Source organism: Marinoscillum sp. (assembly GCF_965229915.1).
Classification (GTDB): domain Bacteria; phylum Bacteroidota; class Bacteroidia; order Cytophagales; family Cyclobacteriaceae; genus Marinoscillum.
In genome coordinates this window covers 1,798,840-1,824,248 of sequence record NZ_CBDDJZ010000001.1, presented here as the reverse complement: position 1 = coordinate 1,824,248, position 25,409 = coordinate 1,798,840, and the positions used below count along the sequence as shown (strand labels likewise).

Below are 25,409 nucleotides of genomic sequence, written 5' to 3'. Positions count from 1 at the left end.
TTCACCTAAAAATTTTGAACTATAGACATACGATTACTTACTTTAGTGCTGTTATGGCTAGACTAACTGTATTGATCGTATGTCTACTTTCGACTTACCTGCTCAATGCGCAAATCCATCCTTTGTCAAGGAGTGATTCGGGCGTTGTAATTAAGAATTTGGAGAAGTACGAGCGTCTCAAGAGAGAGAATGATTATCGGGGTGCCTCAGAAGCGCTGAATGATGTCGCATTCTTGTATTGGAACAACAACCACTATGCACAAGCCGCTTCTTACTACGAGCTCTCCCTATCTCTGAATAAACGAGTCGGAAATGAAAATGGTATTGCCATGATCAACAACAACTTAGGTATGTTGTACTTTGACCTTGGCAGATACAATGAATCCCTTCAGAAATTTACGGAAACACTAGCCGCCAGACGATCCGAGAAGAAAACCGAAGGTATCATATCCGCTCTCATCAACTTATCAACCGTACACAATTCTCTTGGCAGCTATAACAAGTCAATCGAATACCTCACTGAAGCTCTGGACTTGGCCAGAGAAAAGTACGATGAAGAACAGATGCGGAGTGTTTATGGCATGCTTGCAGAGACCTATGAGAAAAAGGGAGATGTAGAAAAGTCCTTAGAATACTTCGAATTCTACAGAACATTCCATCAAAGAGTTCAGGAAGAGCAGATTCAAACAGTCAACAAAGAGTTGGAAGCAGAACGCCTGGAACGCCAGCGTCTGTTGGCAGAGAAGGCTCAGAAAGAAAATGAGCTACTCAAACAAAAGCTCCAACTCTATGAAAAAGATGAGCAACTCTTAACTAAAGACTCGATCAACGAGAGTCTTAATTCGAGTTTGACCAGAGCAGAACTTCAGGGTAAAGTGTTGGAGCAAGAAAAAGAACTAGCTGAAACCAAAGCTCAAAACCAGGAATTGGAAAATGAAAGGCTACAGGAGCAGAAAGCACAGCTAAGGATTATTCTTATAATCACGGTGATAGCTGTGATAGTCATAGTGACTTTAATCTGGATAGGGCAGCAACGTACTAAAAAGCACAATGATAAACTGGCTGCTATTAACGAATCACTGGAGCGTCAGACGAAAGAGTTAGAGATAGCTAATCACACCAAGGACAGAATGTTCTCAGTAATCTCTCATGACCTGAGAAGTCCAATCACTTCACTTCAGGGATTTTTCATGGCTATTGATGAGTTTGAGATTCCGGATGATTTGAAAGGCGCACTGGCCAATGTGGAATCCCAACTTTCAAACAGTGCCACCCTACTGGACAACCTACTTGTGTGGTCCAGGTCACAGCTGGAAACAGAAGAGCCCGCTATTCAGGAGTTCAAATTGTCAGAGCTGGTAGATCACAACCTCAGATTGCTCCAGCATATGGCTACCTCCAAGGACGTGGAACTGGTCAATAGCGTTGGTCCGAAAGAAACGATAAAAAGTGACCCACAAATGGTCAGCATTGTGGTGCGAAACCTGATGCAAAATGCCATCAAATTTACTCCAAGAGGAGGTAAGGTAAGTGTGGGACTTGCCCATAATGGTCAGGCTTCATACGTGAAAGTAGCTGATACAGGTGTGGGCATGAGCTCAGATAAAATGAACTCACTTTTTGATATAACAACCAATAAGACCACTGATGGTACGGAGAAGGAGAAAGGGTCCGGTCTTGGATTGATCCTGTGTAAGGAGCTGATTGAGAAGGTAGGAGGAGAGATCGCAGTGACCAGTGAAGAGGGTGCAGGTACCGAGTTTTCACTGAAATTTTACAATTAAAGCCAACACCAAACTAACTTATCCAGTATGAGGATATTCTATTTCGTTGCTCTTATGTGCTTCACATTTGGAGCATTAGCACAGCAAGAGCCAACCCATTTTGTGGATTCTACTGGTGCCATCTACTGGCGAAAATCTACTCCGGTATATCTTTTCGTTTCCGATTCACCGACTGGTGAAAACAGCGAACGGTTAAAGAGTGAAAGCACACCAAAGTATGCAGAGCCCTTTTATCTGGATACTGAAGGGGTCAACTATATCCGGTCAAGAGAAGCTGTGGATCCAGAAACCATGCGCATTATTCCCAATACCGAGGTTTTATTCGAAATCTATGCTGATGGGATCGCTCCAGAGACTAAAGTTGATTTTGATTTTGATAAGCGATTTCGTGGAGAAAAAGTCTTTTATGGATCTCGAGTCACAGTATCCCTGGAAGCTTCCGATAATCTAACGGGTGTAAGTCGGATTCTTTATTCTATCAATGGCGCGGATGAGGTGGAGTACACCGAACCACTTTTATTAGACTCGATTAGAGATATTAATTTGGACTACTACGCAGTTGATAATGTGGGGAATGTAGAGGAGAAACATTCTGCGAAATTCATGGTGGATTTGGATATGCCATTTAGTGACTTGAGCATCAACGGCATCACCGAGGACAACATCATATCACTAAGTACCAAAATGTATATTCAGGCGTATGATTCTACTTCTGGTATAGCAGCCGTTTATTACAAGTTTGATGATAAAGACTATGTGAAGTATCCAGGTAAAGAATTGGTGGTGAAAGACTTGAGTGAAGGGCAGCATTCGGTCACTTATTACTCTACCGATAACGTCGGCAATCAGGAAGAACCTGAGACTTTCGAATTTTATCTGGACAGATCAGCACCGCTGATGGTGGCTGACGTGCTTGGAGATCGATTCATTGTGGGGGACGAAATATACTTCTCAGGAAGAACCAAGCTTAAACTTACGGCCGTAGATAACAAAGTTGGGGTGAAAGAAATCATGTACTCAATAGACGAAGGTGAGTTTGTGCCGTACACCCAGCCATTTTATCTACCTAGTGTAGCGGGTATTCACAATGTGAAGTACTATTCGGTAGACAACCTCAACAACTCCACAGCTGATAGTAAAAAAAGTAGATATCTGGGCCAGGGTGGATATGAAGAGTTCAAACATAATGTCAATAAGTTCTATGTGGATTTAACAGGTCCTTTGGTCGATCATGCCATTTTGAATCATTCTTTTGTTCGTGATGACACCTTGTTCATAGGACCAGAAACCCGTATCAAATTCTCGGGACGTGACTCAGAGTCAGGGTTAAATCGATTTGCTTATTCGTTTAAAGAAGACGTTGGTGAGCAGGAGTATGAAGAGCCATTTTCTATCCAGAATGAGAAGGATGGATTCTACACGCTTCAGTACTTTGGCTATGACAATGTGAACAACCGAAATGTATCAGAGTTTTCGTTTTACTATGATGCCACAGTGCCGGAGATTTTTACACAATTCAACACAGGTAGTGTGGAAGGCGCTAAAATCCCTACCTATCCAATAACCTCTGGTTTGTTTTTGTCTGCTACAGATCAGACATCTGGGATCAAAACACTGACATACAACTTGGATGGATCAGCTTTTGTGCCGTATCGAGGATTAATTACTGGATTTCAAAAGGGAAAGCATGAAATGACGATTCGAGCAGTTGACTTGCTGAACAATATGAAGGAGACTACCATTGAGTTCAAAATAAAATAGTAAAAGCGGCCTTGAGCCGCTTTTTTTATGGGGTCCTTCCTTTAAAAGCCTGTGGAGCTATTTCATTGATTTGTAGGTTCTGAGTACTCCCAGCACACCTACCAGTATTCCCAGCCCTAAACATACATAGTACCAGGGTTCAGACATAGTATATCCGCCGGAAACGGCATTCCCAACTACCTGACCAAAGTCTTTCGGTGAATGTGATTGAGCCCAATAGACTAAAAAAATACCTGCAGCAATCATAATAACGCCGCGGATCATGCCATTTTTCATAAGTTAAGATTGTTTGTTCCTTGTTAACTTAATCATTTTCTGGCAAAATGGTTTGGATTACTTCATGACCAGTCATTGGTCTCTACTCGTTTTTTGAGATCAGAAAGGATGCTCTTCCAACTGTTTTGGGAGTGCTCAAAGCTCTCCTCCGATTCAAAACCAATTTGTGAAAGATTCAGAGTTGTCCCATTGAGAGTGTTTTCAAGTTTCATTACTATTTCAGCTCTGTTCTCCGGTGAGTCGTCTAGCTTTGAAAAGCTGCTGATATAATTGTACATAAGCAATTTTTCAGGCTCTATAGCCAAAATTGTTGCTTTGTCTACATAAGCCACGCCTTCCCACTCTCCTTCGAAGATTAGTTCACTACCCTGCTTCCAGTCGGATTTGGCCTTTGTGCCAAAAAAGTATTTGTTGATTTTCTCAGGATTGATCAAGGCGTCCCAAACGTTTGATGGAGTGGTGTCAATGGCTATGGATAGATCGATTCTCATGTTTTTGTTCAGCATGGCTTAGTTTGTTTTAATAATGGTATAATGTTTTACAGCTTTATCGTCCAGGGCTTTCATCATGGAAAAGTACTGTTGAGCTACTTCATTGTCCTTGCATTTATCCAGTGCTAGTTGAGCAACCTTTTCAGATTCCCAATAAATAAGGTCTACCCAGTTGTTGTTGCCCTCATGGAGAAGCTCTCTTTTGATAAATCCCGACTGATGGATCAGAAATTCCTTCTCCAGACGTATGCTGATGTTGAATAACTCCTCCTTCGTTGTATGTTCATTGAGCTGAAATGGAGCCCATTCTATCACGGCGTTTTCTGGAGATTCAGTTTTGAAAAATGGATTGTGAATTAACCCAATGACATTTTGCCAGGGATCTTTCACCATGGCTACCATGACTCCATCACCCACGTCTTTCGGAGTTTCTAATTCTGTGGCGCCATTGGAGACCATGATGTCAAAGGCATCAGTGATATCATCTACTCCCCAGTAGGAAAGCACATTGGTGGTTTTGGGTGAAGTGGTAGGTTCAGGTATCAGGCCCAATTCGTATCCGGCTATAGTATACCCGACATAAAATGGCTCATCAAAGTAAGGAAGTATACCAAATGCTTTGGTATACCAATCCTTAGCAGCTTTCAAATCATCTACTTTATAGATAGTCGTTCGTAGACCTTTTGCGTCAATATTCATAATGGATTGGCATTTTAAGTGTGGTAGTCCGATGCTAAGTATGCATTGCAAAAACAGGATCAATCTAAGACTCATGGTCTCGATACTTGATAGCGAATGATGGTTCTCAGTTTTTCAGGAGCTACTCTGCGGGGATCGCTCAGGTAGATTTCCTTGTGATACCCGCTGATCACCAGGTTCTGGTTGGTAATGTATGCATGTAGTTTTTGAATTGTGGGTTCTTCTTCTTCATAAGATCCCAGATGCAGTACCTGAGCACATAGTCCTTCAGTGATTTTCTGAAGTTTCACGGATTCAATAGCGGTGAGCTCTTTCTTTTTTTCTCGGGCCTGATGCTGTGATCTGACAAAGTGGTTTTCTTCTACGAAATCTGGTAGTCTAATGGCAATCTGCCACATCCACTCATCACGTGGTGTATCAGCAAAGCGCTTCTGGTTTTCAGGACCTCCCTGCACAAACCAGTAACATTCCATTTTGGGTACCACAAAATCATTGTCTTCAGCTTTACAAAGAAACTTGATGCCATAGGCTACTGAATAAATTGCCTCGATTGCATTGAGAAATAAGGGAGATTCGGGCGAAGATTGACCAGAAATGGTGAGGTAATTGTACTCACCAAGCTGAACAATCTCAGGAGATTTAGCAGCCTTGTAATAGGTAGAGTCAGACTTTGACAGGTCGATTTTAAGCATTTCCATGATCAGTTGTGTTTGGTTTACCAGATCAAAGAAAAACCTCTGAGTGACAGCCTTATGTCACTGTTTTTTACTGATCAAAAAATATTTTTGGTGATGTTCAAATAACTCTTTTGAGAAGGTAGCAATTAACCCTTGTAGTTCGCTTGGTGATATCACTTCCACACCATCACCATACATAAGGAGCCACTTAGCCAGATAAGCATAGTGAGGAGTGATGAATTGCATGTCTACATGGTTTTCGTGCTTTTCTTCTTCCATAAAACCATAATAGTACTTTTGATCTTGAATGAATCTAGCTACTCGTTTGCTAAACCTAATCGTTGCTTTTTTAGCATCAGTTCCACCGACCATATTGTGCACGAATTCCATAAAGTTGGGGTGTTTTTTAGGGTCAAAGGAATCAGTCAATATCCTTAGATGTTGGATTCTGTCGGTTCTAAAGTCTCTAAAATCTTGCCTAAGCAGACAGTAGGCAATTAAGTGCCATCTGCCGGAGTAGTGCACCAGGCCGAGCGGTTCCACCTCCCGATCATTGGTTTCTTCTGTGTAGTTAGAATAGTAGCTAATCTTGATTCTTTTTTGTGCTGCCAGCGCTGTTTGAATATCCTCAATGTGTGGATCTGGAGTATTCATTTTGGTGGCGGTGGGAGGTCCTATCACCGAGATGCTCTCCTCCAGACTTTCCAAATACTCACGATCACTGTATTTCAATACCGCTTTGATTTTGTACATCGCTTCTTCGAAGTTTTTGGCAGTCTGGCTTCCAGCATTTTTCTCGATGAATTTTGCTCCCATCAGTAGCGCTGTTGCTTCTTCCTTATTGAATACCACCGGAGGTAGGTGGTAGCCTTCTACTATGAAGTAACCTTCTCCAGCATCTCCACCTATAGGGACACCAGCAGCCATGAGGGATTTGATATCTCTAAAAATGGTGCGACGGCTCACCTCAAATCGCTCCTCCATTTCACACAGTGGAATACGTGATTTGCTCTGAAGCTGGACGAGAATGGCCGTTAATCGATCAATTCGGTTCATTGAATTTGGAAATGATATTGTGTTTATCCTCAAATAGTGAGGACTAGCCAATAAAAAGTGAAAAAAATCAGATAATTACCAAATTTAATTTTAATCAGTTTTCCGGTGGAGAATCCCTGACTTAAATTTGCCACAATTTGTACCTATGTAAACCACTCATACGAATATGCCTAAAGACTCCAGTATCAAGTCAGTACTAATTATTGGAAGTGGACCGATCATCATCGGTCAAGCTTGTGAGTTTGATTATTCGGGCTCACAGGCAGCAAGATCCCTCAGAGAAGAGGGGATCGAAGTGATCCTGATCAATAGCAATCCAGCTACGATCATGACTGATCCGGTTACTGCGGATCACGTATACTTGAAGCCACTCACCAAAAAGTCAATCAAAGAAATATTGGAGCTGCATCAAGTAGATGCTGTGCTACCTACTCAGGGTGGGCAGACCGCTTTGAACCTGGCTATCGACTGTGACAAAGCAGGAATTTGGGAGAAATATGGCGTTAGGATCATTGGTGTGGATATCGATGCAATAGAGACTACCGAGGATCGTGAGAAGTTCCGCATGAAGATGCATGAGCTGGGAGTGAGTGTTTGTGAAGGAGAGACGGCTACTTCATTTTTAAAAGGAAAAGAAATCGCTCAACAGATTGGCTTTCCATTGGTCATCAGACCTTCCTACACACTAGGTGGATATGGCGGTGGATTTGTTGATAATCCAGAGGAGTTTGACAAGGCGTTGAATGCGGGACTGCAGGCTTCTCCGATTCATGAGGTGTTGGTAGAGCAGAGTATCCTAGGCTGGAAAGAGTACGAGTTAGAGTTACTGCGTGATAATATCGGCAATATCATTATTATCTGTAGCATCGAGAACTTTGATCCGATGGGTGTTCACACAGGTGACTCCATCACAGTGGCTCCGGCCATGACCTTGCCAGATACCATTTATCAAAACATGCGTGACCTGGCCATTCGAATGATGAACGGAATTGGTCAGTTCGCTGGTGGTTGTAACGTTCAGTTTGCTGTTGATCCAGATACAGACAAAATCATTGGTATAGAAATCAACCCGCGGGTATCCCGATCATCAGCGCTTGCTTCAAAAGCAACTGGATATCCTATTGCCAAGATCGCTGCTAAGCTCGCTATTGGATATAATCTGGATGAGTTGAAAAACCAGATTACAAAAACCACCTCTGCGTTTTTCGAGCCAGCCCTCGATTATGTGATTGTAAAAATACCAAGATGGAATTTCGATAAGTTCCAGGGATCAGAAAGAAAGCTAGGCCTTCAAATGAAGTCTGTCGGTGAAGCCATGGGAATTGGAAGGAATTTCCAGGAGGCGCTGCAAAAAGCTTGTCAGTCTTTGGAGATTAAAAGAAATGGTCTGGGTGCAGATGGTCGTGAGTTGAAAGATCAGGCAGCTTTGCTCTACAGTCTTGAAAATCCAAGTTGGAACCGACTGTTTCATATATACGACGCTTTCAAGCTGGGTATTCCTTTCAAGACCATTCAGAAGCTCACTAAGATTGATCCTTGGTTCTTGCATCAAATAGAGGAACTGATACTTTTAGAGAAAGATATCGAGAAACACACGCTGGAGTCCTTACCTAAAACCCTTCTCAAAGAAGCAAAGGAGAAAGGATATGCTGATAGGCAGATTGCTCACCTCCTGAAATGCCTGGAAAGTGAGGTTTATGCCAAACGAAATGATGAAGGCATCAAGCGGGTTTATAAATTGGTGGATACCTGTGCCGCAGAGTTTGAAGCGCAGACTCCTTACTATTATTCTTCTTTTGATGAGGAAAATGAATCTACGCCTTCTGATAAGAAAAAGATTATCGTGTTGGGCTCTGGACCTAACCGTATAGGTCAGGGTATAGAGTTTGATTATTCATGTGTGCATGGCGTATTGGCAGCTAAAGAAGCAGGCTATGAAACCATCATGATCAATTGTAATCCTGAGACGGTTTCTACTGACTTTGATACAGCCGATAAGCTATATTTCGAACCGGTATTCTGGGAACACATTTACGACATCATTCTTCATGAAAAACCGGAGGGTGTGATTGTCCAGTTGGGCGGTCAGACGGCCCTGAAGCTTTCAGAGAAATTGAGTCGTTATGGTATTAAGATTATTGGTACTAGTTACGAAGCACTTGATTTGGCAGAGGATAGAGGACGTTTCTCAGACTTACTAAAAGAGCAACAGATTCCTTATCCACAATATGGAACTATAGAGGATGCTGAAAGTGCCGTGGAACTATCCAAAGAAATCGGCTTTCCATTGCTGGTACGCCCAAGTTATGTGCTTGGAGGACAAAGTATGAAAATTGTGATCAACGAACAGGAGCTAGAGGAGCACGTGGTGAACTTACTCAAGGACAAGCCTGATGGTAAGATTCTGTTGGATCACTTTTTGGAAGGCGCCATTGAAGCTGAAGCAGATGCCATCTGTGATGGTGAAGATGTGTACATCATCGGTATCATGCAGCATATAGAGCCAGCCGGGATTCATTCTGGAGATTCATACGCGGTGTTGCCTCCATATAATCTTGGGGATTTTGTGATGCGTCAGATTGAAGAGTACACAGTGAAAATCGCTAAGGCACTGAGAACCGTTGGTTTGATTAACATTCAGTTCGCTATCAAAGAGGATAAGGTGTACATCATAGAAGCAAACCCACGAGCATCCAGAACAGTACCATTCATTTGCAAGGCTTACAGAGAACCTTATGTGAATTACGCCACTAAGGTGATGCTGGGTGATAAGAAGGTGAAGGATTTTGACTTCAAGCCATATAAGCACGGTTATGCGATCAAAGAACCCGTATTCTCATTCCATAAGTTTCCGAATGTGAACAAGGAATTGGGCCCTGAAATGAAGTCTACAGGTGAAGCGATCTATTTTATCGATGATCTGATGGACGATTATTTCTTAGAAATCTACTCAGAACGAAACCTGTACTTGAGTAGATAAGTTATTAGAGTACTATGTTTTTAAAATTTATACTCATACTGATATTGGTGGCCTACCTGTTCGTAAAGGTTGGTGGATATCTTTTTGGCTTACTCTTTAGAGGAGCCCAGGAATTTAACCGCGGGTATCAAGCTGGAGACCACCAGCATCATGCCAGGAAAGCACCCAATAGCAATTTAAATATTGATCATATTCCTCAGAAGGATAAGCAGTCGAAAAAAAATTTCGGCGGAGGCGAATACGTTGATTTTGAGGAAGTAAAGTAATAGAACGTGAAAATAGGTAGCGCCCTGGCGGAGAAATCCGATAGGGCGTTATTTGATTTCGGCAACATCACTTAGTTTTGCACACTCACATAAAATCGGCTTATGGCTTGGTTTAAAAGACAAGACAAAGGAATACACACCCCTACTGAAAAGAAAAAAGAAGCCCCTGACGGACTCTGGTACAAAACCCCAAGCGGCAATATCATCCACATGCGTGAGCTTAAGAACAATGCTTATGTGTGCCCTGATGACGATTACCACGTTCGTATTGGCTCCAAGGAATACTTCGAAATACTATTTGATGACAACAAGTTCACTGAACTCGACGCAGATTTGAGCTCAGCGGACCCTTTGAAGTTTACTGATAGTAAAAAGTACCCTGATCGTATTGCTGCCACTCAGTCCAAAACAGGCTTGAAAGATGCTGTACGTACCGCACATGGTAAGATGAATGGAAAAGAAATCACCATCTGTTGCATGGATTTCAGCTTCATTGGTGGTTCTATGGGATCTGTAGTAGGTGAAAAGATCGCACGAGGTATCGACTACTCCCTGAAAAAGAAAATACCATTTCTGATGATCTCCAAATCTGGAGGTGCTCGTATGATGGAAGCAGGTTTTTCTTTGATGCAGATGGCCAAAACTTCTGCTAAGCTTGCATTGTTGTCGGAGGCAAAAATCCCATATATTTCACTACTGACGGACCCTACTACTGGTGGAGTGACGGCATCCTTTGCGATGCTTGGTGATTTCAATATTGCTGAGCCTGGTGCGTTGATCGGATTTGCTGGCCCAAGGGTCATCAGAGAGACAATAGGCAAGGACCTACCGAAAGGATTCCAGAGTTCTGAGTTTGTGCTAGATCATGGATTTTTGGACTTCATCGTAGATCGTAGACAGTTAAAGAATAAGTTGACTGCTCTATTGAAAATGATCTATTAAATATTCAAACTTTTTCTAAAAACAATCTGTTAGCGATCGTGTAAGAAATGCAGGTAATCACCTTTAATCACAAGGGTTTATCTCTTATATTTGCACCCGATTAATTTAAAACAAAAGGCTTCAGACCTATGTCATCAGTCATTATCACTTCAGGCATCATTGCTTTCACCGGAGTTATTCTGTTATTGGTATTTATCTTATTGTTTGCTCAGTCAAGACTGGTTCAATCAGGACCTGTGAAAATCATCGTGAATGGTGATGAAGCAAATCCAATTACTGCACCTGCCGGCTCATCTCTTTTATCAACTCTATCGGGACAGAGCGTCTTTTTACCATCTGCATGCGGTGGAGGTGGTACTTGTGCGCAGTGCAAGTGTACCGTGAAAGAAGGAGGAGGAGAGGTACTTCCTACAGAGGTTGGTCACCTAAGCAGATCTGAACAGAAGGAAGGCGTTCGGTTGGGATGTCAGGTGAAGGTGAAGCAGGACATGCGCATCGAGATTCCAGAGGAAATCTTTGGTATCAAGAAGTGGGAAGCCACTGTTGTTAGAAACTATAACGTTGCCTCATTTATCAAGGAGTTTGTTGTTGAGATTCCTGAAGATATGGATTACGAAGCTGGAGGTTACATCCAGATCGAAATCCCTGAATGTGAGGTTGACTATAAAGATATGGACATTACTGCTCACCCAGAAGAGCACGATGATCCAGAGAAATTCAAATTGGAGTGGGACAAATTTGGTCTTTGGGACTTGAAAATGGTCAACTCTGAGATTGTAGAAAGAGCTTACTCCATGGCTTCTTATCCTGCAGAAGGAAGAGAAATCATGCTCAACGTTCGTGTGGCCACTCCGCCATGGGACAGATCAGCTAATGGATGGATGAAAGTAAATCCAGGGATTGCTTCTTCTTACATCTTTTCGAGAAAACCAGGGGATAAAGTAACTATCTCTGGTCCTTATGGTGAATTCTTCATCAATCCATCAGACGCAGAGATGCTGTATGTGGGTGGTGGAGCAGGTATGGCACCGATGAGATCACATCTCTATCACCTGTTCAAAACATTAAAGACTGGCAGAAAAGTTACTTATTGGTACGGAGGTCGTTCGAAACGAGAGCTGTTCTACCTGGATCACTTCTATGATCTAGAGAAGAACTTCCCGAACTTCCAGTTCTTTGTGGTGCTCTCTGAGCCGCTCCCAGAAGATAACTGGAAAGTGAAAGAAGATATCAACGACAAGGAAGGTGATGGTTTCTTAGGGTTCGTGCACCAGGCGGTGATTGATCAGTACCTAAGCAAGCATGATCAACCAGAAGAAATTGAGTTGTATTTCTGTGGGCCTCCATTGATGAACGCAGCTGTTCAGAAAATGGGTGAAGATTTCGGCATTCCAGATGAGAACATCCGTTTCGATGATTTCGGGGGATAATCGAACAAAACGTTTACCAAAAGGGGAAAAGCAATTTTCCCCTTTTTTTATGTCTAGTGCCAAGATCATTTTTCGTTAGATTTGTTCAAACTCACCCTTACCTATGGATTTAAAACTTTTCTTTGATCCCATCTCAGACGGCATAAATGTTGATCAACTTCCTTCTAGTGCCATTGCGCATTCTTTTTATATCAACCAGGGACAAATGCCTGAGCTAGATGGGCGAGATATTGGGATCATTGGCTTGCAGGAGTCCAGAGGAGCAGAAGCAGTGCATCAGGAGGGGATTAAATCAAGTTGTACGGAAATCCGAAAACGGCTATATGAGCTTAAAAAGGGTTCAGGAAACCTGAAGGTTGTCGATCTGGGAAATTTCAGGAATGGACCTGAGTTGCCAGATACCTATCAGCGACTACAAGAGGTCTGTGCATACCTGATGGAGCATGGCGTTCTTCCGGTATTGATCGGAGGGAGTCATGATCTGGATTTGGGACAATATCAGGCTTATGAAAATCAGGAAAAACTGATAACCGTCCTTAATGTTGACAACAAACTAGATTTGGGAGATCCTAAATCAGATCTTCCTTCAGCGGCTCACATTCATAGGATATTCAAGCATGACCCCAATTTCCTTTTTAGTTATTATCAGTTGGCTCATCAGTCCTATCTGGTCGAAGCGAAGGAAGCCGAGTTGCTGGAAAAGTTATACTTTGAGGCTGTGCGATTAGGTGTGGTTAAGGAAAACATTAAGGACCTGGAGCCAATCGTTCGGGATGCTGATATGATGTCTTTTGATATTTCTGCTCTGCAAGCGCACTATTGTCCAGGAGCTGTCGATTCAAAAGTATATGGACTAACAGGCGAAGAGGCCTGCCAACTTTGCTGGTATGCAGGACTTAATGATAAGTTGAGTAGTATAGGCTTCTATGACTATGATGTGCTCAAAGATACCGACGACCGTAAAACTGCCTTCGTCATAGCTACAATGATCTGGTATTTTATAGAAGGATTTTATAACCGCAAAGGAGACAAGAACTTCCGATCCAACGATTATCTGATCTATGAGGTTTCATTGGGCGGAGAACCCTCGTCTATTAAGTTTTATAAAAGCAAAATCTCTGAAAAATGGTGGATGGAAGTTCCTCACCCTGAAGCAACTTCAGGATTTTTGAGAAGCAGAATGGTTCCATGCAATTACTCCGATTATGAAATGGCTCTCGAAGGGGAGGTGCCCAATCGCTGGATTACCACCTATTCCAAATTCGTCTGATTATTCCTCAGGGATTACAATCCAGAGAATTATGTAAACCAAAATGCCAGGGAAGGCAGCGCTCAGAACGGATAATACGATATAGCCAATTCTTACCAGCGAAGGATCCAAATCAAAATATTTGGCGATTCCGCCACAAACTCCAGCCAACATGGACTCTGTTCTCGATCTAAGCAGGCGTCTTGTAGTCATAGTTATTTTTTGTTCAAAAATGGTAAGTTATTCGTAAAGATATGAAATAGGTTGGCTTGAGAATTGAAGCTTGAGCCAGAGTAGCCCTTTGAGTTTGAGTTTTGATCTTTAGGCATTTCGGCTACCGGCTCAACTTCACTTCCGGGTAGATTGATGAGGTCTGCTGTAAACAACGGACTATTGTATGTCAATAGCAATGCGACAATCACTCCAATAATAATTAAGAGTGTCTTACCAAATCCGCTGCTACTAATTGATTTCTTGTTTAACATAACACTCTACTCTTGGCAAGGCCTGTGCCAAAAATTATAAGTAACAGTAAATCAGGTTGTTATGATGCTGGCTCTGTTAACATCCACTGGAAGATGATCGAAAATGAACACCTGTAGGTGCGGAAGTGTACGATGAATATCACCAATCGTACACTTTTTCATTTCTGGAATGATTTTTTCAAAATGAATTAGAATTGTCCTTCGCAAATCCCATAAGTAGCTGTAAATCAAGCGTTAGTGGTTTTGGTGTGGAATTGGCACCATTCATTGCGTTATGAAAAAGGAATATTACCACTTAAACATGAATACCATGAAATTACTATCTAAAATAATCGTAATCACCTTGATTAGTTCATTCGTTGTGGCATGTTCATCTTCTAAGAAGGAAGAGAACAAAGCTGAAAACGCCATGGAAAATGTGAAAGACTCTTTCGAATCAGAAAAAACTGATTTGAAATATGAGTTGGAAGAAATGAAATTGGATGTGGAGTCCAAATTGGATGATCTGGATGACAAAATCGCAGAAGCAACTGATGATAATAAAACCAAACTCGAAGAGATCAAAGCCGATTTGAATGAGAAAAAAGATGATCTCAATAGAGCAATCGACAAAGTTGAAAACTCCACCAAGCAGGCTTGGAACGATACCAAAGAGTTTGCAAATGAGACTTCAAGTGATGTGAAAAAGTCATTGGAAGACTTTGGAGACAAAGTAAAAAACATTTTTAACTCATAAAAAGCCAGACAGCTATGGCAAGGAAGTCGTCTGCTATCAAGCAGGCGGCTTTTTTTTGTTTATGCGTGTCTGTCTATTTTTATGGTTCTATACCTGATAAGTATGAAAAGATATCTGATTCCGATACTACTGGTGCTGTTACCTGCGATAAGTAAGGCTCAAGTGACCGAAGACCTGGCTACCCAACTTAGACTGAAAATAGAACAGTTGAGAGGTGGTGGATTACAGATCGAGGGTCAGAGGATATGTTGCGGCCAGTCAATTGCTAATTTCTACACCAACAGGATTTTTGAAACAATCTGGACAGATAACCTTGCAAGTCAATTGCTGGAGGAGATTCGTAAGAGTGAGCTAGAAGGCTTCAATCCAGAGGATTACCATCTCTCTATATTATCAGATTTGGATGGCCTTGATCAATTAAATACATATGAGCGTGCGAACTATGAGCTTCTGCTGACGGACTCTTTCTTGCTCCTCGCCACCCATCTCCTCTCGGGTAAGGTAAATCCGACAACTCTCAACCCTGACTGGCGTGTGGTGAAGCGGGAAGGTGATCCGGTAGATTTATTAGCACAAGCAATCACTACCAATGATATGAAGTCCGTATTTAGCGCTTCTAGGCCTACTTATAAAGCCTACACCCGGCTGGTGGAAAAGCTAAGTAAATACCGTGAAATAGAACAATCCGGAGGATGGGGACAGATAGCTAATGGTCCAACTTTGAAACCAGGTCAGTCTGATGAGCGAGTACTACAAGTCCGAAAGCGCTTGTTGGCAAGTGGTGATTTGGTGCCTTATACAAATGATGAACCTGAGTTATATGATGATCAGTTGAAGCAAGCAGTATCGAAGTATCAGCAGAGATATGGATTGGAAGTGGATGGTGCCATAGGACAGTCTACGCTTATGAGCATGAACGAGCCGGTTGAAACAAGAATTGAAGACATAGTTTTGAACCTGGAGCGCTGTAGGTGGCTACCAAGAACACTTGGAGATCATTACATTCTTGTGAACCTACCTGCCTATGAGATGGAAGTGGTTCGTAGTGGTCAGGTTAGTCTGGAAATGGGTGTTGCAGTTGGGAAGCCTTATCGCCAGACCCCTGTTTTCACTGCTAATATGACTTATATGGTCCTCAACCCCTACTGGACCGTGCCCCCAACTATACTTTATCAGGATATGATTCCGGCACAGATAAAGAATCCTTCTTACCTCAATTCCTTACAAATAAAAGTATTGGATCAGTCGGGTCAGGAAGTAGATCCAGCTACCATCAACTGGGCTGGCTACACTAAAAATTTCCCATATACGCTGCGTCAGGAACCTGGCAAGGTCAATGCATTGGGCCGAGTCAAGTTCATCTTCCCCAACGAATTCAATATTTACATGCACGATACCAATCATCCTGAAGTGTTTGCTAAATACAATCGGGCGCTGAGTTCAGGATGTGTTCGACTTTCCCAGCCATTGGAGTTAGCTTATTATCTGGGTCAGTTTCAGAACAGGCCACTTACCAAGCCTGAACTAGATGAAATCTCAGCTAGTAAGACAAATCAGACTATCATTTTGAGTAAGCCAATTCCTGTTCACATGCAATACTGGACAGCATTTGTCGACGAATCCGGAGTGCTCAATTTTCGCCCTGATATATACGACCGAAATGCGCGTTTGAGAAAAGCCTTTTTTAGCAGTCTTTAGAGGGAAAGGGTTTGAAAGTAGGCATTTGCCTTTTCAATATCATGTAGTTTGGATTTGGCGAGATAGTCCTCCAGCGGATAGTAAATAAACAAGACTGACTGATTAGCTAATCCCTTGATGATCTCTTTGTGATCCTTAATTGCTATTGCCGGACATCCAAAAGACCTCCCTAGTCTGCCTACTTTTTTACTAAAATCTCGGCTTACATAATTGGCGCTATGCATCACGATAGCCCTGTCCCGAGCTTTATCATTAAATCCTTTTTCCATACCATCTAATCGCAAACTCAGGCCATGCTTCCCAATGTAGTTTTCACCGGTAAGGTAAAAGCCCAGACTGCTTTGATTCGAATTCTTCACATTAGAAAAGCTTTTGGCATACTCCTCACCGGTATTCTTGCCGTGTGCTACGAGTCGATAGTATATCACCTGATTGGAATTGAGATCAATCACCCACATGCGTTTTTTATTGGATGACAATCTAAAATCGATTAGCGTGATTTTTTTGTTGGGAATGGTTTTTCCTGCGGCTAATAGGTTGTAATAACCAATGAGTCCTTTTTGATAGAGATCAAAGGAAGGTTTACTATTTTCGAGAGGTTTGAGATATTCGTATTGCTGTTGAATATATCCCTCCAATTGGGTGGCATTGTGGCCAAAACCATGCTGAATCACAGCCAAAAAACACCCAGTGAGAATGGCTTTTGTGAAAAAGACTTTAAACTTTAATAGCATTGCATTAAATCGTAACAGCGATAACGTAAATCTTTATTAAAAGGTGCACGTAAAACAGGTATTATTTAAAAATAATTTCATGAAGAGTTTTAGCTTATTGATACTGGCAGTTTTCGTTAGTATCCCGGTTTTTGCCCAGGAGGATGACGCTCCTAAAATGGACTTTGAGACTTATGATCCTGAGTCAACACTCGTGGTTCCTGAGCATCCTGTTACCAAGGCGAAGTTTCCATTTATAGATGTGCACAGTCATCAATGGAATCTCTCCGTGGACGGCATCAATAAGCTGGAGGAAGAGATGGGTGAATTGAACATGGGAGTGATGGTTAACCTAAGTGGTAGAGGATATGATCGAGCTGCCGGAGACATTGGTTCACAGGAATATCTGGCCTCTATGGTTCGCAGAATTGCGGGAGAAGCTGCCGGTAGAATCGTTGTATTCACCAACGTTTCTTTTAAAGATATAGGCAAAGAAGGTTGGACAGATGCGGCTGTTCGCCAGTTGGAGGAAGATGTGGCTGCAGGAGCTAGAGGGCTAAAAATCTACAAAAGCCTTGGGATGGGAATTAATGATAGTGAAGGCAATCGAGTGCCAGTTAATGACCCGAGGTTAGATCCAGTTTGGGCCAAATGTGGGGAGCTGGGTATTCCGGTATTGATACACTCGGCTGACCCCAAATCATTCTGGGACCCAATGGATGAAAAGAATGAGCGATGGCTGGAGTTGAAATTGAGACCGGGTAGAAAGCGAAGTGCGGATGATCCGGCTCCCTGGGAGCAGATCATTGCCGAGCAGCATGACGTTTTTCAAAAGCACCCCAAGACCACCTTTATCAATGCACATATGGGCTGGATGGCCAATGATCTTGGAGCGTTATCTAAGCACCTGGATACCTATCCTAATGTGAATGTTGGTATTGGGGCTGTCATAGCAGAGCTTGGTCGTCAGCCAAGGTTTGCCAAAGCCTTTTTTGAGAAGTATCAGGACCGAATTCTTTTTGCCAAAGACGCTTATAATCCTCAGGAGTACTATACTTACTTTAGAGTCTTGGAAACAGCCGATGAGTACTTCCCATATTACAAAAAGTACCATGCCTTTTGGAGAATGTATGGTTTAGACCTTTCAGATGAGGTGTTGAAGAAGGTTTACTACAAAAATGCCCTCAGGATTATTCCAAATCTCGATAGTAGTCTATTTCCTGAATGATTGAGGAATTATGCATAACTTGACATGGCTTCAACTAAGGAGCTTTTCGTAATGAGTTAAGTGAGTTTGTTTAAAAGAATCCTTCCTGCTAGAAATCTGAGTGCTCCTGTAGAAACCAGGCTGTTTGAGATATCATTGTTCATCACGGTGATCATCTTCTACTTATGGACGGGTCTTGGACTGTGGTTTGGTTATGAATGGCCTATATTGGGGGTCTATTCCTCTGGCTCGTTGGTTTACACTGCACTATATTGGGCCTATAAGAACGGTGTGTCCCTACGGGTTATCTCATTACTTTATTATTTGTTAATCTTCGTTATTCTGGGTATTGCCTGGCTTCCGTCAGGTGGTCTCAAAGGAGCAATCACCTATTTTATTGTATTGGTTTATCTGTCGGGGCTCTTGATTTTAGATCCCCGCGATTTCCGTCTGTTTATACTGGTGTCCATTGGAATGGTGCTGGTTTTCACTATTTATGAGTTTTACGTACCTAATGCTGCGGCACCATATACCAGTGATCGAGGATTGCTGAGAGATCTGGCGATAGCGAACGTTACCATGCTCTCTGTCATGGCTTTGGCGATGTACATTTTTAAAAGGGCATATTCGCTCGATCGGGTTAAACTTAAACGTGTCAATCATAGCCTGGAGTTTGAAAAGCAAAATGTGGAGCGTGCTAACAAAGCCAAGACGACTTTTCTGGCCAATATCAGCCATGAGATGCGGACTCCTTTAAATGGAATAGTCGGTACGGCCGAGTTACTAAGGCAAACCAAGTTGACCAATGAGCAGTCTGATCTGGTGAGAGATTTGGTCTATAGCAGTGATATTCTTCGAGGGTTAATATCCAACGTACTAGACATCTCCATGATAGAAGAGGGTAAGATGGTTTTAATGAACACCCAATTCGATTACTATAAGGTAATCAGTGAGGTGGGACAGTTCTTTGCTCCGGTAATGGCAGACAAAAAAGGATTGGAATTGAAACTAGATCAGGACTTCTCCATACCAGTCAAGTTACTTGGTGATCCAGCTCGTTTACGGCAGGTGGTGATCAATTTAGTGAGCAATGCTATCAAATTTACTGAGGAAGGACATGTAAAAGTTACCACTAAGTTGCTTTCCAAGGATGCTTCGGGGGTGATCATTAAGACCACAGTTGAAGATACAGGTAAGGGCATTTCCCCCCATCATCAGGAGTTTATTTTTGATGAGTTTCATCGCGACGAAAAGGTCTCAGGTATCGAAGGGACCGGACTTGGGCTTTCGATCTGCAAGAAAATAGTCACATCGATGGGAGGTTTGTTGACACTGGACAAGTCGGATGATAGTGGCTCCATTTTCAGTTTTGTGATACAAATGAAAGTGAATCAAGGTGATGATCGTGAGGTGGCCATAGCTGTTAAGAAAGAGCAAAAAACGGATTATGGGGCGCTGAAAGTGCTTATCGCTGAAGATCAACCGATCAATCAGATGGTGTTGACCAAGATGTTGAAAAACTTGGGTGTCACCACCATTGATCTGGCGGAAGATGGGCAGAAGGCTGTAGATGTGGCTTTGGAAGGCGATTATGATTTCATCTTGATGGACATCCGTATGCCGGTGAAGGATGGAATACAAGCCGCCAATGAGATATTGAGTAATTACTCAGGAGCCAAAGCTCCAGTGATCATCTCCATCACTGCCAATGCGCTAAAAGCAGATCAGGATGCTTGCTTTGCTGTAGGGATCAAAGATTTCATCAGCAAACCTTTTAATGTTAGTGACTTACAGAGCACTCTGGAGAAATACACCTAGTTTTTTAACGGACTCCAATCACAAAGGTGGAAATAATTAAATCAGCAAGACTGCAACCGAGGTTGTGGGTTTGATGTAAAGTTGAGGTCGGCAGGATTGCCTTCGGCGATCCTTTTAGTTCCTAATTCCGAGGGCAAGACCATATCTACCTTTCAGGTATCTATTTTTTTTGTGTTCCTTTCACCTTCAAAGAACAAATTCTTTTCAGCTTAGAAACACAAAAACCCATCAGTGTGTACCGATGGGTTTTGCTCTCCTAGTGAACCCGGCAGGATTCAAACGGGGACGCCTAGTCGGGCCCGCCTAGGGCTGCAACCGAGGTTGTGAGTTTGATTTAAAGTTGAGGTCGGCAGGATTGCCTTCGGCGATCCTTTTAGCCCCTAATTCCGAGGGCAAAACCATATCTACCTTTCAGGTATCTATTTTTTTTGTGTTCCTTTCACCTTCAAAGAACAAATTCTTTTCAGCTTAGAAACACAAAAACCCATCAGTGTGTACTGATGGGTTTTGCTCTCCTAGTGAACCCGGCAGGATTCAAACCTGCAACCTCCAGAGCCGTAATCTGGTGCACTATTCAGTTATGCTACGGGTCCATTATGTCAACTATTCTCTAACCTCCTTGCCGGCGAGGCAGGCTACGGGTCCATATTTTGATTAACACTTTTTAAGAAGTTTAGGCTATTATGCCTGTTATCTTCCCTGTATCTTGCACCTCAATTGAGGTAGGTTGATCAAAATCGAGCACAAAGTTAATAATTTGTCTTATATATCAACGTTAATCCCTTAGGTTTTAAAATAGATTCTATCTTTGCCCCCGAAATTAAAGATTGTATGACGCGACTAGTAGGATTTTTTCTTTTAATGATTGTAGCATCTGTTGGGATCGCACAGGAAAGCAAACGGCCTGTACAGCCCAATTTTCCAGGTGATTTAATGATCGATTACGGATTTAATTTCTGGAATAATCAACCAGACAATTTTCCTACAAAATTTTGGGGATCCAACTCAATAGGTATTTACTACAACAAAAGATGGGAAATAAATTCACACATTTCCTTTCATTCTAGTCTTGGTGTTACCATCGATAAATATGCATCTGATAAGGAATATACCTGGTCCAGAGATGATGCTGGAGTAGTGTCTTTTGATTCGTTGGTTGGAGTGAGTTTTTCAAAGAATAAGCTGGTTGGTGTCTACGCCGAACTTCCTGTAGAGTTCAGAATTCATCCATTGGGGACTAAAGATGGTGAAGGTTGGTTTATCGGTTTGGGAGGTTTCCTTGGTAGGAGAATTGGAGCACACACTAAGATCAAGTATCAATCTGTGAATGGTGAATTCAAAGAGAAATTATACTCTAATCTGGATATGGTTGACTTCAGGTACGGATTGCAAGGTAGGTTTGGCTTTAGAACAGTCCATCTCTACTATAAATACTACCTCAACAACGTGTTTAACGGCTCACCTGACGGAACGGACAATCCACAGGCCTGGACTATTGGTATAAATTTCAGTGGATTCTAACCAAATAGGTAAAAGGCTAGAAAACATAAGATAAAACCTAGAGTCACTCCTGACCAGCTCTCATCGGGAGAATGCCTTCCCAGGTACAGCCGCGACATAGTGGTCAAGCCTGCAGCCACGAAAATGGCAGCCAGTATAGGAATGACTGATGTACTAAGGTATTTGATGGCCAATGCACTAAACAGACCTGCTACTCCCCATATTCCAGCAGAATGTACGCTGATTTTGAAGTTGAAGCTGATCAGATAAATCAAAAAAATCAACACGGTCACAGCCATCATCATGATAAGTAGCGGGAATGGAACACTCATTTTTGCATAAAACATGTAGGTGGTCACCCCATAAAATGTCCCAATAGATAAAAATGGCAGGGATCGCTCTTCAAGTTTTGTGATCTCCAGGCTAGTCACTTTTTGAGTCATTTTTAAAAAAAGAATACTCAAGGCAGGGACTACTGCTGTGGTCAGAAACACCACGCCGATAAAGAAAGGGATGGATTCATAGCGGATCGGACTGTATATCTCTGGAATGATCCAGTACATCAGAGCACAGCTATAAGTAGCCATGAGCAGTGGATGAAATACTGCTGATATTACTTTCATTAAAGTATTCACTTAAAGTTGTTTTCTGAGTCTGGCTACAGGAATATTAAGTTGCTCCCGGTATTTGGCAACAGTCCTTCTGGCAATATTGTAACCCTCTCCACGAAGTAATTTTTCTAATTTGTCATCTGATAGAGGTTTAGACTTGTTCTCTCCATCGATGAATTCTTTGAGCTTGTTCTTGACCTCTCTGCTACTGACATCTTCTCCAGAATCTGTCGCTATTCCTTCTGAGAAAAAGTATTTCAGAGGGAAGATACCAAACTCTGTTTGGATGCTTTTGCTATTGGCAACCCGAGATACAGTGGAGATGTCCATGTTGATTCTGTCAGCAATGTCCTTGAGAATCATTGGTTTGAGCTTGCTCTCATCACCTTCCTGGAAGTAGTCATACTGAAAATCAATGATCGCCTGCATGGTATTCAATAAGGTGTTTTGGCGCTGTTTAATGGCATCTATGAACCACTTGGCTGAGTCCAGCTTTTGCTTGATGAATGATACGGTTTCTTTTAGCTTTTTGTCCTTCTTATCACTTTTATCATATGCCTGCAGCATGTCGGCGTAAGATCTGCTGACTTTGAGCATTGGGGCATTGCGTGAATTCAGCGTCAGTTCTAGTTTTCCATTGTTATTATTTAAGAGGAAATCAGGGATGAGGTATTGAGCTGTTTTAGCAACATCTTCTCCAGATCCACCAGGTTTGGGATTCAGTTTGGTGATCAATGAGATGGCCTCTTTCAGTGCCTCATCACTCTCTATGTTCAGACGTTTGGATATTTTGTCGTAGTGTTTCTTAGAGAACTCATTGAAGCATTTATCAATGATCTGTTTGGCTATATCCAGATATTCTGTATGCTCATCCTTCCGCTCAAGCTGAAGCATCAGACATTCCTGTAAGTTACGTGCGGCAATCCCTGGAGGATCAAAGTTCTGAATCTTGTAGAGGATGCTCTCTAGCTCCTCTACATCAGTCTCTATATTCTGCGAGAAGATCAGATCATTTACAATGGCTTCCAGCTCTCGTCTAATATAACCATCCGAATCCACGCTTCCGATAAGCTGTTCGCCTAGCTTGTGCTCACGCTCGTCCAGACGTAGATACCCCAGCTGCGTCATCAGCCGCTCATGCAGTGTAGAACCAACTGAGATCGGCATTTCCTTGTCATCCTCATCTGATCGACCATCTCCCTGCATCTTATAGCCCGAGTAGTCATCATGAAGGTACTCTTCGATGCTTTCTGAATCTGTTGAGTTCTCATACTCATCATATTCATCGTCTGAACCATAGTCATCCTCTTTTTCTGGAGCACCTTCCTCCAGAGCAGGGTTCACTTCCAGTTCTTCCTCTATGCGCGTATCCAGCTCAGCTGTGGGCACCTGAAGCAACTTTATAAACTGTATCTGCTGAGGAGACAGTTTTTGAGATAATGACTGTGTGAGGTTGAGTTTTTGCATGTTCTACCTAGCTCAAAATCAAAATTATCATAATTCTGTGATTCTTTGATTAAACCGTCAAAATATCCTTTTTTTGCGGTGTTTTATAAAGACTTAAGTTGTTGATCCTGTGAAAGAAAAACGAACCAAAATTCAAGTTGTTTTGACCGAGGAGCCAGTAGGCCAGGAACTAACGGTCATGGGTTGGGTACGTACCAAACGGGCCAGTAAGAATGTTGCGTTTATTGCATTGAATGATGGTTCTACGATCAATAACCTCCAAATTGTTGCTGATGCAGAAAAGTTTGGCGAGGAGCTATTGAGAAAGATCACCACCGGGGCTAGTATCTCAGCCACTGGAAAAGTTGTAGAATCACAGGGCTCTGGACAGTCATGTGAATTGGTGGCTGAAAGTCTCGAAGTATTTGGGGAGGCTGATCCTGATAAATATCCACTGCAGCCAAAGAAACACAGTCTGGAGTTCTTACGTGAGATTGCTCATTTAAGACCAAGGACCAATACGTTTAGTGCGGTAATGAGGGTGAGACATGCATTGGCATTTGCGGTTCATAAGTTTTTCAATGACAAAGGGTTCTTTTATATCAATACACCGATTATTACTGCGTCTGATGCGGAAGGAGCCGGTGAAGCCTTTAAAGTGACCAATTTTGAATTAGACAACATCCCTAAGACAGAAGATGGTCAGATAGACTTTGAGAAAGATTTCTTTGAAAAGGAAGCTAATTTGACGGTGTCCGGCCAACTGGAAGGCGAGCTTGCAGCTATGGCACTTTCTGAAATCTACACGTTTGGACCGACGTTTAGAGCCGAAAACTCTAACACCACGCGTCACCTGGCGGAGTTTTGGATGATAGAGCCAGAGATGGCATTCTATGACTTACAGGACAATATGGATCTGGCTCAGGAAATGCTGAAGTATCTGGTCAAATATGCACTGGACAACTGTGCAGATGACCTTGCATTTCTAGAGAAGCGAATTCTAGAAGAAGAAAAGAATAAACCTCAGAATGAGCGCTCAGAGATGACTTTGACGGAGCGTTTGAGATTCGTTTTAGAAAATGAGTTTGAACGGGTGAGCTATACGGAAGCCATTGATATACTGAGGAACTCTAAGCCAAACAAAAAGAAAAAATTCTCTTATATCATCGAAGGATGGGGCGCTGATTTACAGTCTGAACATGAGCGGTTTCTCGTAGAGAAGCACTTCAAAAAGCCAGTTATCCTATACAATTATCCGAAAGACATCAAAGCTTTCTACATGCGTCAGAATGACGATGGCAAAACGGTAGGAGCGATGGATATTCTCTTTCCAGGTATTGGAGAGATCATCGGAGGTTCTCAGCGTGAGGAGCGCCTCGAGTTGCTTACCCAGCGAATGAAGGAGATGAACATTCCTGAAGAAGAAATGTGGTGGTATTTGGACACACGAAAATTTGGTGCTGTTCCTCACAGTGGATATGGTCTGGGATTTGAACGAATGATCCAGTTTGTAACTGGTATGGGTAACATCCGAGATGTGATTCCTTTTCCAAGAACTCCAGGCAACTGTGAATTCTAAGAATC

General features: G+C 42.4%; 23 protein-coding genes and 1 tRNA gene. 13 read left to right on the top strand and 11 right to left on the bottom strand.

Annotated elements, in window-relative coordinates; genetic code table 11:
- The first annotated feature begins 53 nt into the window (after positions 1 to 53).
- Positions 54 to 1,784 (top strand): ATP-binding protein, encoded by a 1,731-nt coding sequence (locus ACO067_RS07900; RefSeq protein ID WP_421872742.1) that lies wholly within the window; start codon positions 54 to 56, stop codon positions 1,782 to 1,784.
- A gap of 27 nt (positions 1,785 to 1,811) precedes the next feature.
- Positions 1,812 to 3,545, top strand: a complete 1,734-nt coding sequence (locus tag ACO067_RS07895) for an OmpL47-type beta-barrel domain-containing protein (RefSeq protein WP_421872739.1) — start codon at positions 1,812 to 1,814, stop codon at positions 3,543 to 3,545.
- A 57-nt stretch (positions 3,546 to 3,602) separates the two neighbouring features.
- On the opposite strand, the gene ACO067_RS07890 is transcribed toward ACO067_RS07895, so the two are convergent.
- The 5 genes from ACO067_RS07890 to ACO067_RS07870 all read right to left on the bottom strand — a co-directional run bounded on the left by ACO067_RS07890 (position 3,603) and on the right by ACO067_RS07870 (position 6,744).
- Positions 3,603 to 3,821: a hypothetical protein gene (locus ACO067_RS07890; protein ID WP_421872737.1), complete on the bottom strand. Its 219-nt coding sequence runs from the start codon at positions 3,819 to 3,821 to the stop codon at positions 3,603 to 3,605.
- Positions 3,822 to 3,883: 62 nt separating this feature from the next.
- A complete protein-coding gene (locus ACO067_RS07885; RefSeq protein WP_421872735.1) occupies positions 3,884 to 4,327 on the bottom strand; it encodes an SRPBCC family protein in 444 nt (147 codons plus the stop codon).
- A gap of 3 nt (positions 4,328 to 4,330) precedes the next feature.
- A complete protein-coding gene (locus ACO067_RS07880) occupies positions 4,331 to 5,011 on the bottom strand; it encodes a VOC family protein (protein WP_421872733.1) in 681 nt (226 codons plus the stop codon).
- Positions 5,012 to 5,082: 71 nt separating this feature from the next.
- Positions 5,083 to 5,709 (bottom strand): GyrI-like domain-containing protein, encoded by a 627-nt coding sequence (locus tag ACO067_RS07875; RefSeq protein WP_421872731.1) that lies wholly within the window; start codon positions 5,707 to 5,709, stop codon positions 5,083 to 5,085.
- Positions 5,710 to 5,766: 57 nt separating this feature from the next.
- Positions 5,767 to 6,744, bottom strand: a complete 978-nt coding sequence (locus ACO067_RS07870; protein ID WP_421872730.1) for a helix-turn-helix transcriptional regulator — start codon at positions 6,742 to 6,744, stop codon at positions 5,767 to 5,769.
- Positions 6,745 to 6,910: 166 nt separating this feature from the next.
- On the opposite strand from ACO067_RS07870, the gene carB reads away from it, so the two are divergent.
- From carB to ACO067_RS07845, 5 genes are all read left to right on the top strand, one after another.
- On the top strand, positions 6,911 to 9,724 hold the full coding sequence (carB, locus tag ACO067_RS07865; protein ID WP_421872728.1) for a carbamoyl-phosphate synthase large subunit: 2,814 nt from the start codon (positions 6,911 to 6,913) through the stop codon (positions 9,722 to 9,724).
- A gap of 14 nt (positions 9,725 to 9,738) precedes the next feature.
- Positions 9,739 to 9,990 carry a DUF4834 family protein gene (locus ACO067_RS07860; protein ID WP_421872726.1) on the top strand — a complete coding sequence of 84 codons (252 nt, stop codon included), beginning with the start codon at positions 9,739 to 9,741 and terminating at the stop codon, positions 9,988 to 9,990.
- Positions 9,991 to 10,092: 102 nt separating this feature from the next.
- Complete coding sequence (gene accD, locus ACO067_RS07855) at positions 10,093 to 10,932, top strand: acetyl-CoA carboxylase, carboxyltransferase subunit beta (RefSeq protein ID WP_421872724.1); 840 nt, start codon at positions 10,093 to 10,095, stop codon at positions 10,930 to 10,932.
- A gap of 128 nt (positions 10,933 to 11,060) precedes the next feature.
- The gene (nqrF, locus tag ACO067_RS07850) at positions 11,061 to 12,362 is read left to right on the top strand and encodes an NADH:ubiquinone reductase (Na(+)-transporting) subunit F (RefSeq protein WP_421872722.1); all 1,302 of its coding nucleotides are present in this window, start codon (positions 11,061 to 11,063) and stop codon (positions 12,360 to 12,362) included.
- A gap of 103 nt (positions 12,363 to 12,465) precedes the next feature.
- Positions 12,466 to 13,632: a formimidoylglutamase gene (locus tag ACO067_RS07845; protein ID WP_421872720.1), complete on the top strand. Its 1,167-nt coding sequence runs from the start codon at positions 12,466 to 12,468 to the stop codon at positions 13,630 to 13,632.
- Here ACO067_RS07845 and ACO067_RS07840 read toward each other — a convergent pair whose 3' ends face one another.
- Together ACO067_RS07840 and ACO067_RS07835 are read right to left on the bottom strand one after the other, a co-directional pair.
- Positions 13,633 to 13,824, bottom strand: coding sequence for a PspC domain-containing protein (locus ACO067_RS07840; protein WP_421872718.1), 192 nt, complete (start codon positions 13,822 to 13,824; stop codon positions 13,633 to 13,635).
- 2 nt (positions 13,825 to 13,826) lie between these two features.
- The gene (locus ACO067_RS07835) at positions 13,827 to 14,096 is read right to left on the bottom strand and encodes a hypothetical protein (RefSeq protein WP_421872716.1); all 270 of its coding nucleotides are present in this window, start codon (positions 14,094 to 14,096) and stop codon (positions 13,827 to 13,829) included.
- A gap of 310 nt (positions 14,097 to 14,406) precedes the next feature.
- Between ACO067_RS07835 and ACO067_RS07830 the strand changes: the two genes are divergently transcribed.
- The gene (locus ACO067_RS07830; RefSeq protein ID WP_421872714.1) at positions 14,407 to 14,832 is read left to right on the top strand and encodes a hypothetical protein; all 426 of its coding nucleotides are present in this window, start codon (positions 14,407 to 14,409) and stop codon (positions 14,830 to 14,832) included.
- 102 nt (positions 14,833 to 14,934) lie between these two features.
- A complete protein-coding gene (locus tag ACO067_RS07825; RefSeq protein ID WP_421872713.1) occupies positions 14,935 to 16,530 on the top strand; it encodes a L,D-transpeptidase family protein in 1,596 nt (531 codons plus the stop codon).
- Here the strand turns inward: ACO067_RS07825 and ACO067_RS07820 are convergent.
- Positions 16,527 to 17,264 carry a murein L,D-transpeptidase catalytic domain family protein gene (locus tag ACO067_RS07820; protein ID WP_421872711.1) on the bottom strand — a complete coding sequence of 246 codons (738 nt, stop codon included), beginning with the start codon at positions 17,262 to 17,264 and terminating at the stop codon, positions 16,527 to 16,529. The genes ACO067_RS07825 and ACO067_RS07820 overlap by 4 nt on opposite strands.
- Positions 17,265 to 17,343: 79 nt before the next feature.
- Between ACO067_RS07820 and ACO067_RS07815 the strand changes: the two genes are divergently transcribed.
- Entirely contained in the window at positions 17,344 to 18,471 is a 1,128-nt protein-coding gene (locus ACO067_RS07815; protein WP_421872709.1) for an amidohydrolase family protein, read from the top strand.
- Positions 18,472 to 18,537: 66 nt separating this feature from the next.
- The gene (locus ACO067_RS07810) at positions 18,538 to 20,268 is read left to right on the top strand and encodes an ATP-binding protein (RefSeq protein ID WP_421872708.1); all 1,731 of its coding nucleotides are present in this window, start codon (positions 18,538 to 18,540) and stop codon (positions 20,266 to 20,268) included.
- A gap of 519 nt (positions 20,269 to 20,787) precedes the next feature.
- Here ACO067_RS07810 and ACO067_RS07805 read toward each other — a convergent pair.
- Positions 20,788 to 20,861, bottom strand: a tRNA-Arg gene (locus ACO067_RS07805).
- A 238-nt stretch (positions 20,862 to 21,099) separates the two neighbouring features.
- Here ACO067_RS07805 and ACO067_RS07800 point away from each other — a divergent pair.
- Positions 21,100 to 21,789 (top strand): hypothetical protein, encoded by a 690-nt coding sequence (locus ACO067_RS07800; RefSeq protein WP_421872706.1) that lies wholly within the window; start codon positions 21,100 to 21,102, stop codon positions 21,787 to 21,789.
- Here the strand turns inward: ACO067_RS07800 and ACO067_RS07795 are convergent.
- Both ACO067_RS07795 and rpoN read right to left on the bottom strand, forming a co-directional pair.
- Complete coding sequence (locus ACO067_RS07795) at positions 21,786 to 22,391, bottom strand: hypothetical protein (RefSeq protein ID WP_421872704.1); 606 nt, start codon at positions 22,389 to 22,391, stop codon at positions 21,786 to 21,788. The two genes, ACO067_RS07800 and ACO067_RS07795, sit on opposite strands and share 4 nt — an antisense overlap.
- 12 nt (positions 22,392 to 22,403) lie before the next feature.
- Positions 22,404 to 23,846 (bottom strand): RNA polymerase factor sigma-54, encoded by a 1,443-nt coding sequence (rpoN, locus tag ACO067_RS07790; RefSeq protein WP_421872701.1) that lies wholly within the window; start codon positions 23,844 to 23,846, stop codon positions 22,404 to 22,406.
- A 109-nt stretch (positions 23,847 to 23,955) separates the two neighbouring features.
- Here rpoN and asnS point away from each other — a divergent pair, with 109 nt between their 5' ends.
- Entirely contained in the window at positions 23,956 to 25,404 is a 1,449-nt protein-coding gene (gene asnS / locus ACO067_RS07785) for an asparagine--tRNA ligase (RefSeq protein ID WP_421872699.1), read from the top strand.
- Positions 25,405 to 25,409 lie beyond the last annotated feature (5 nt).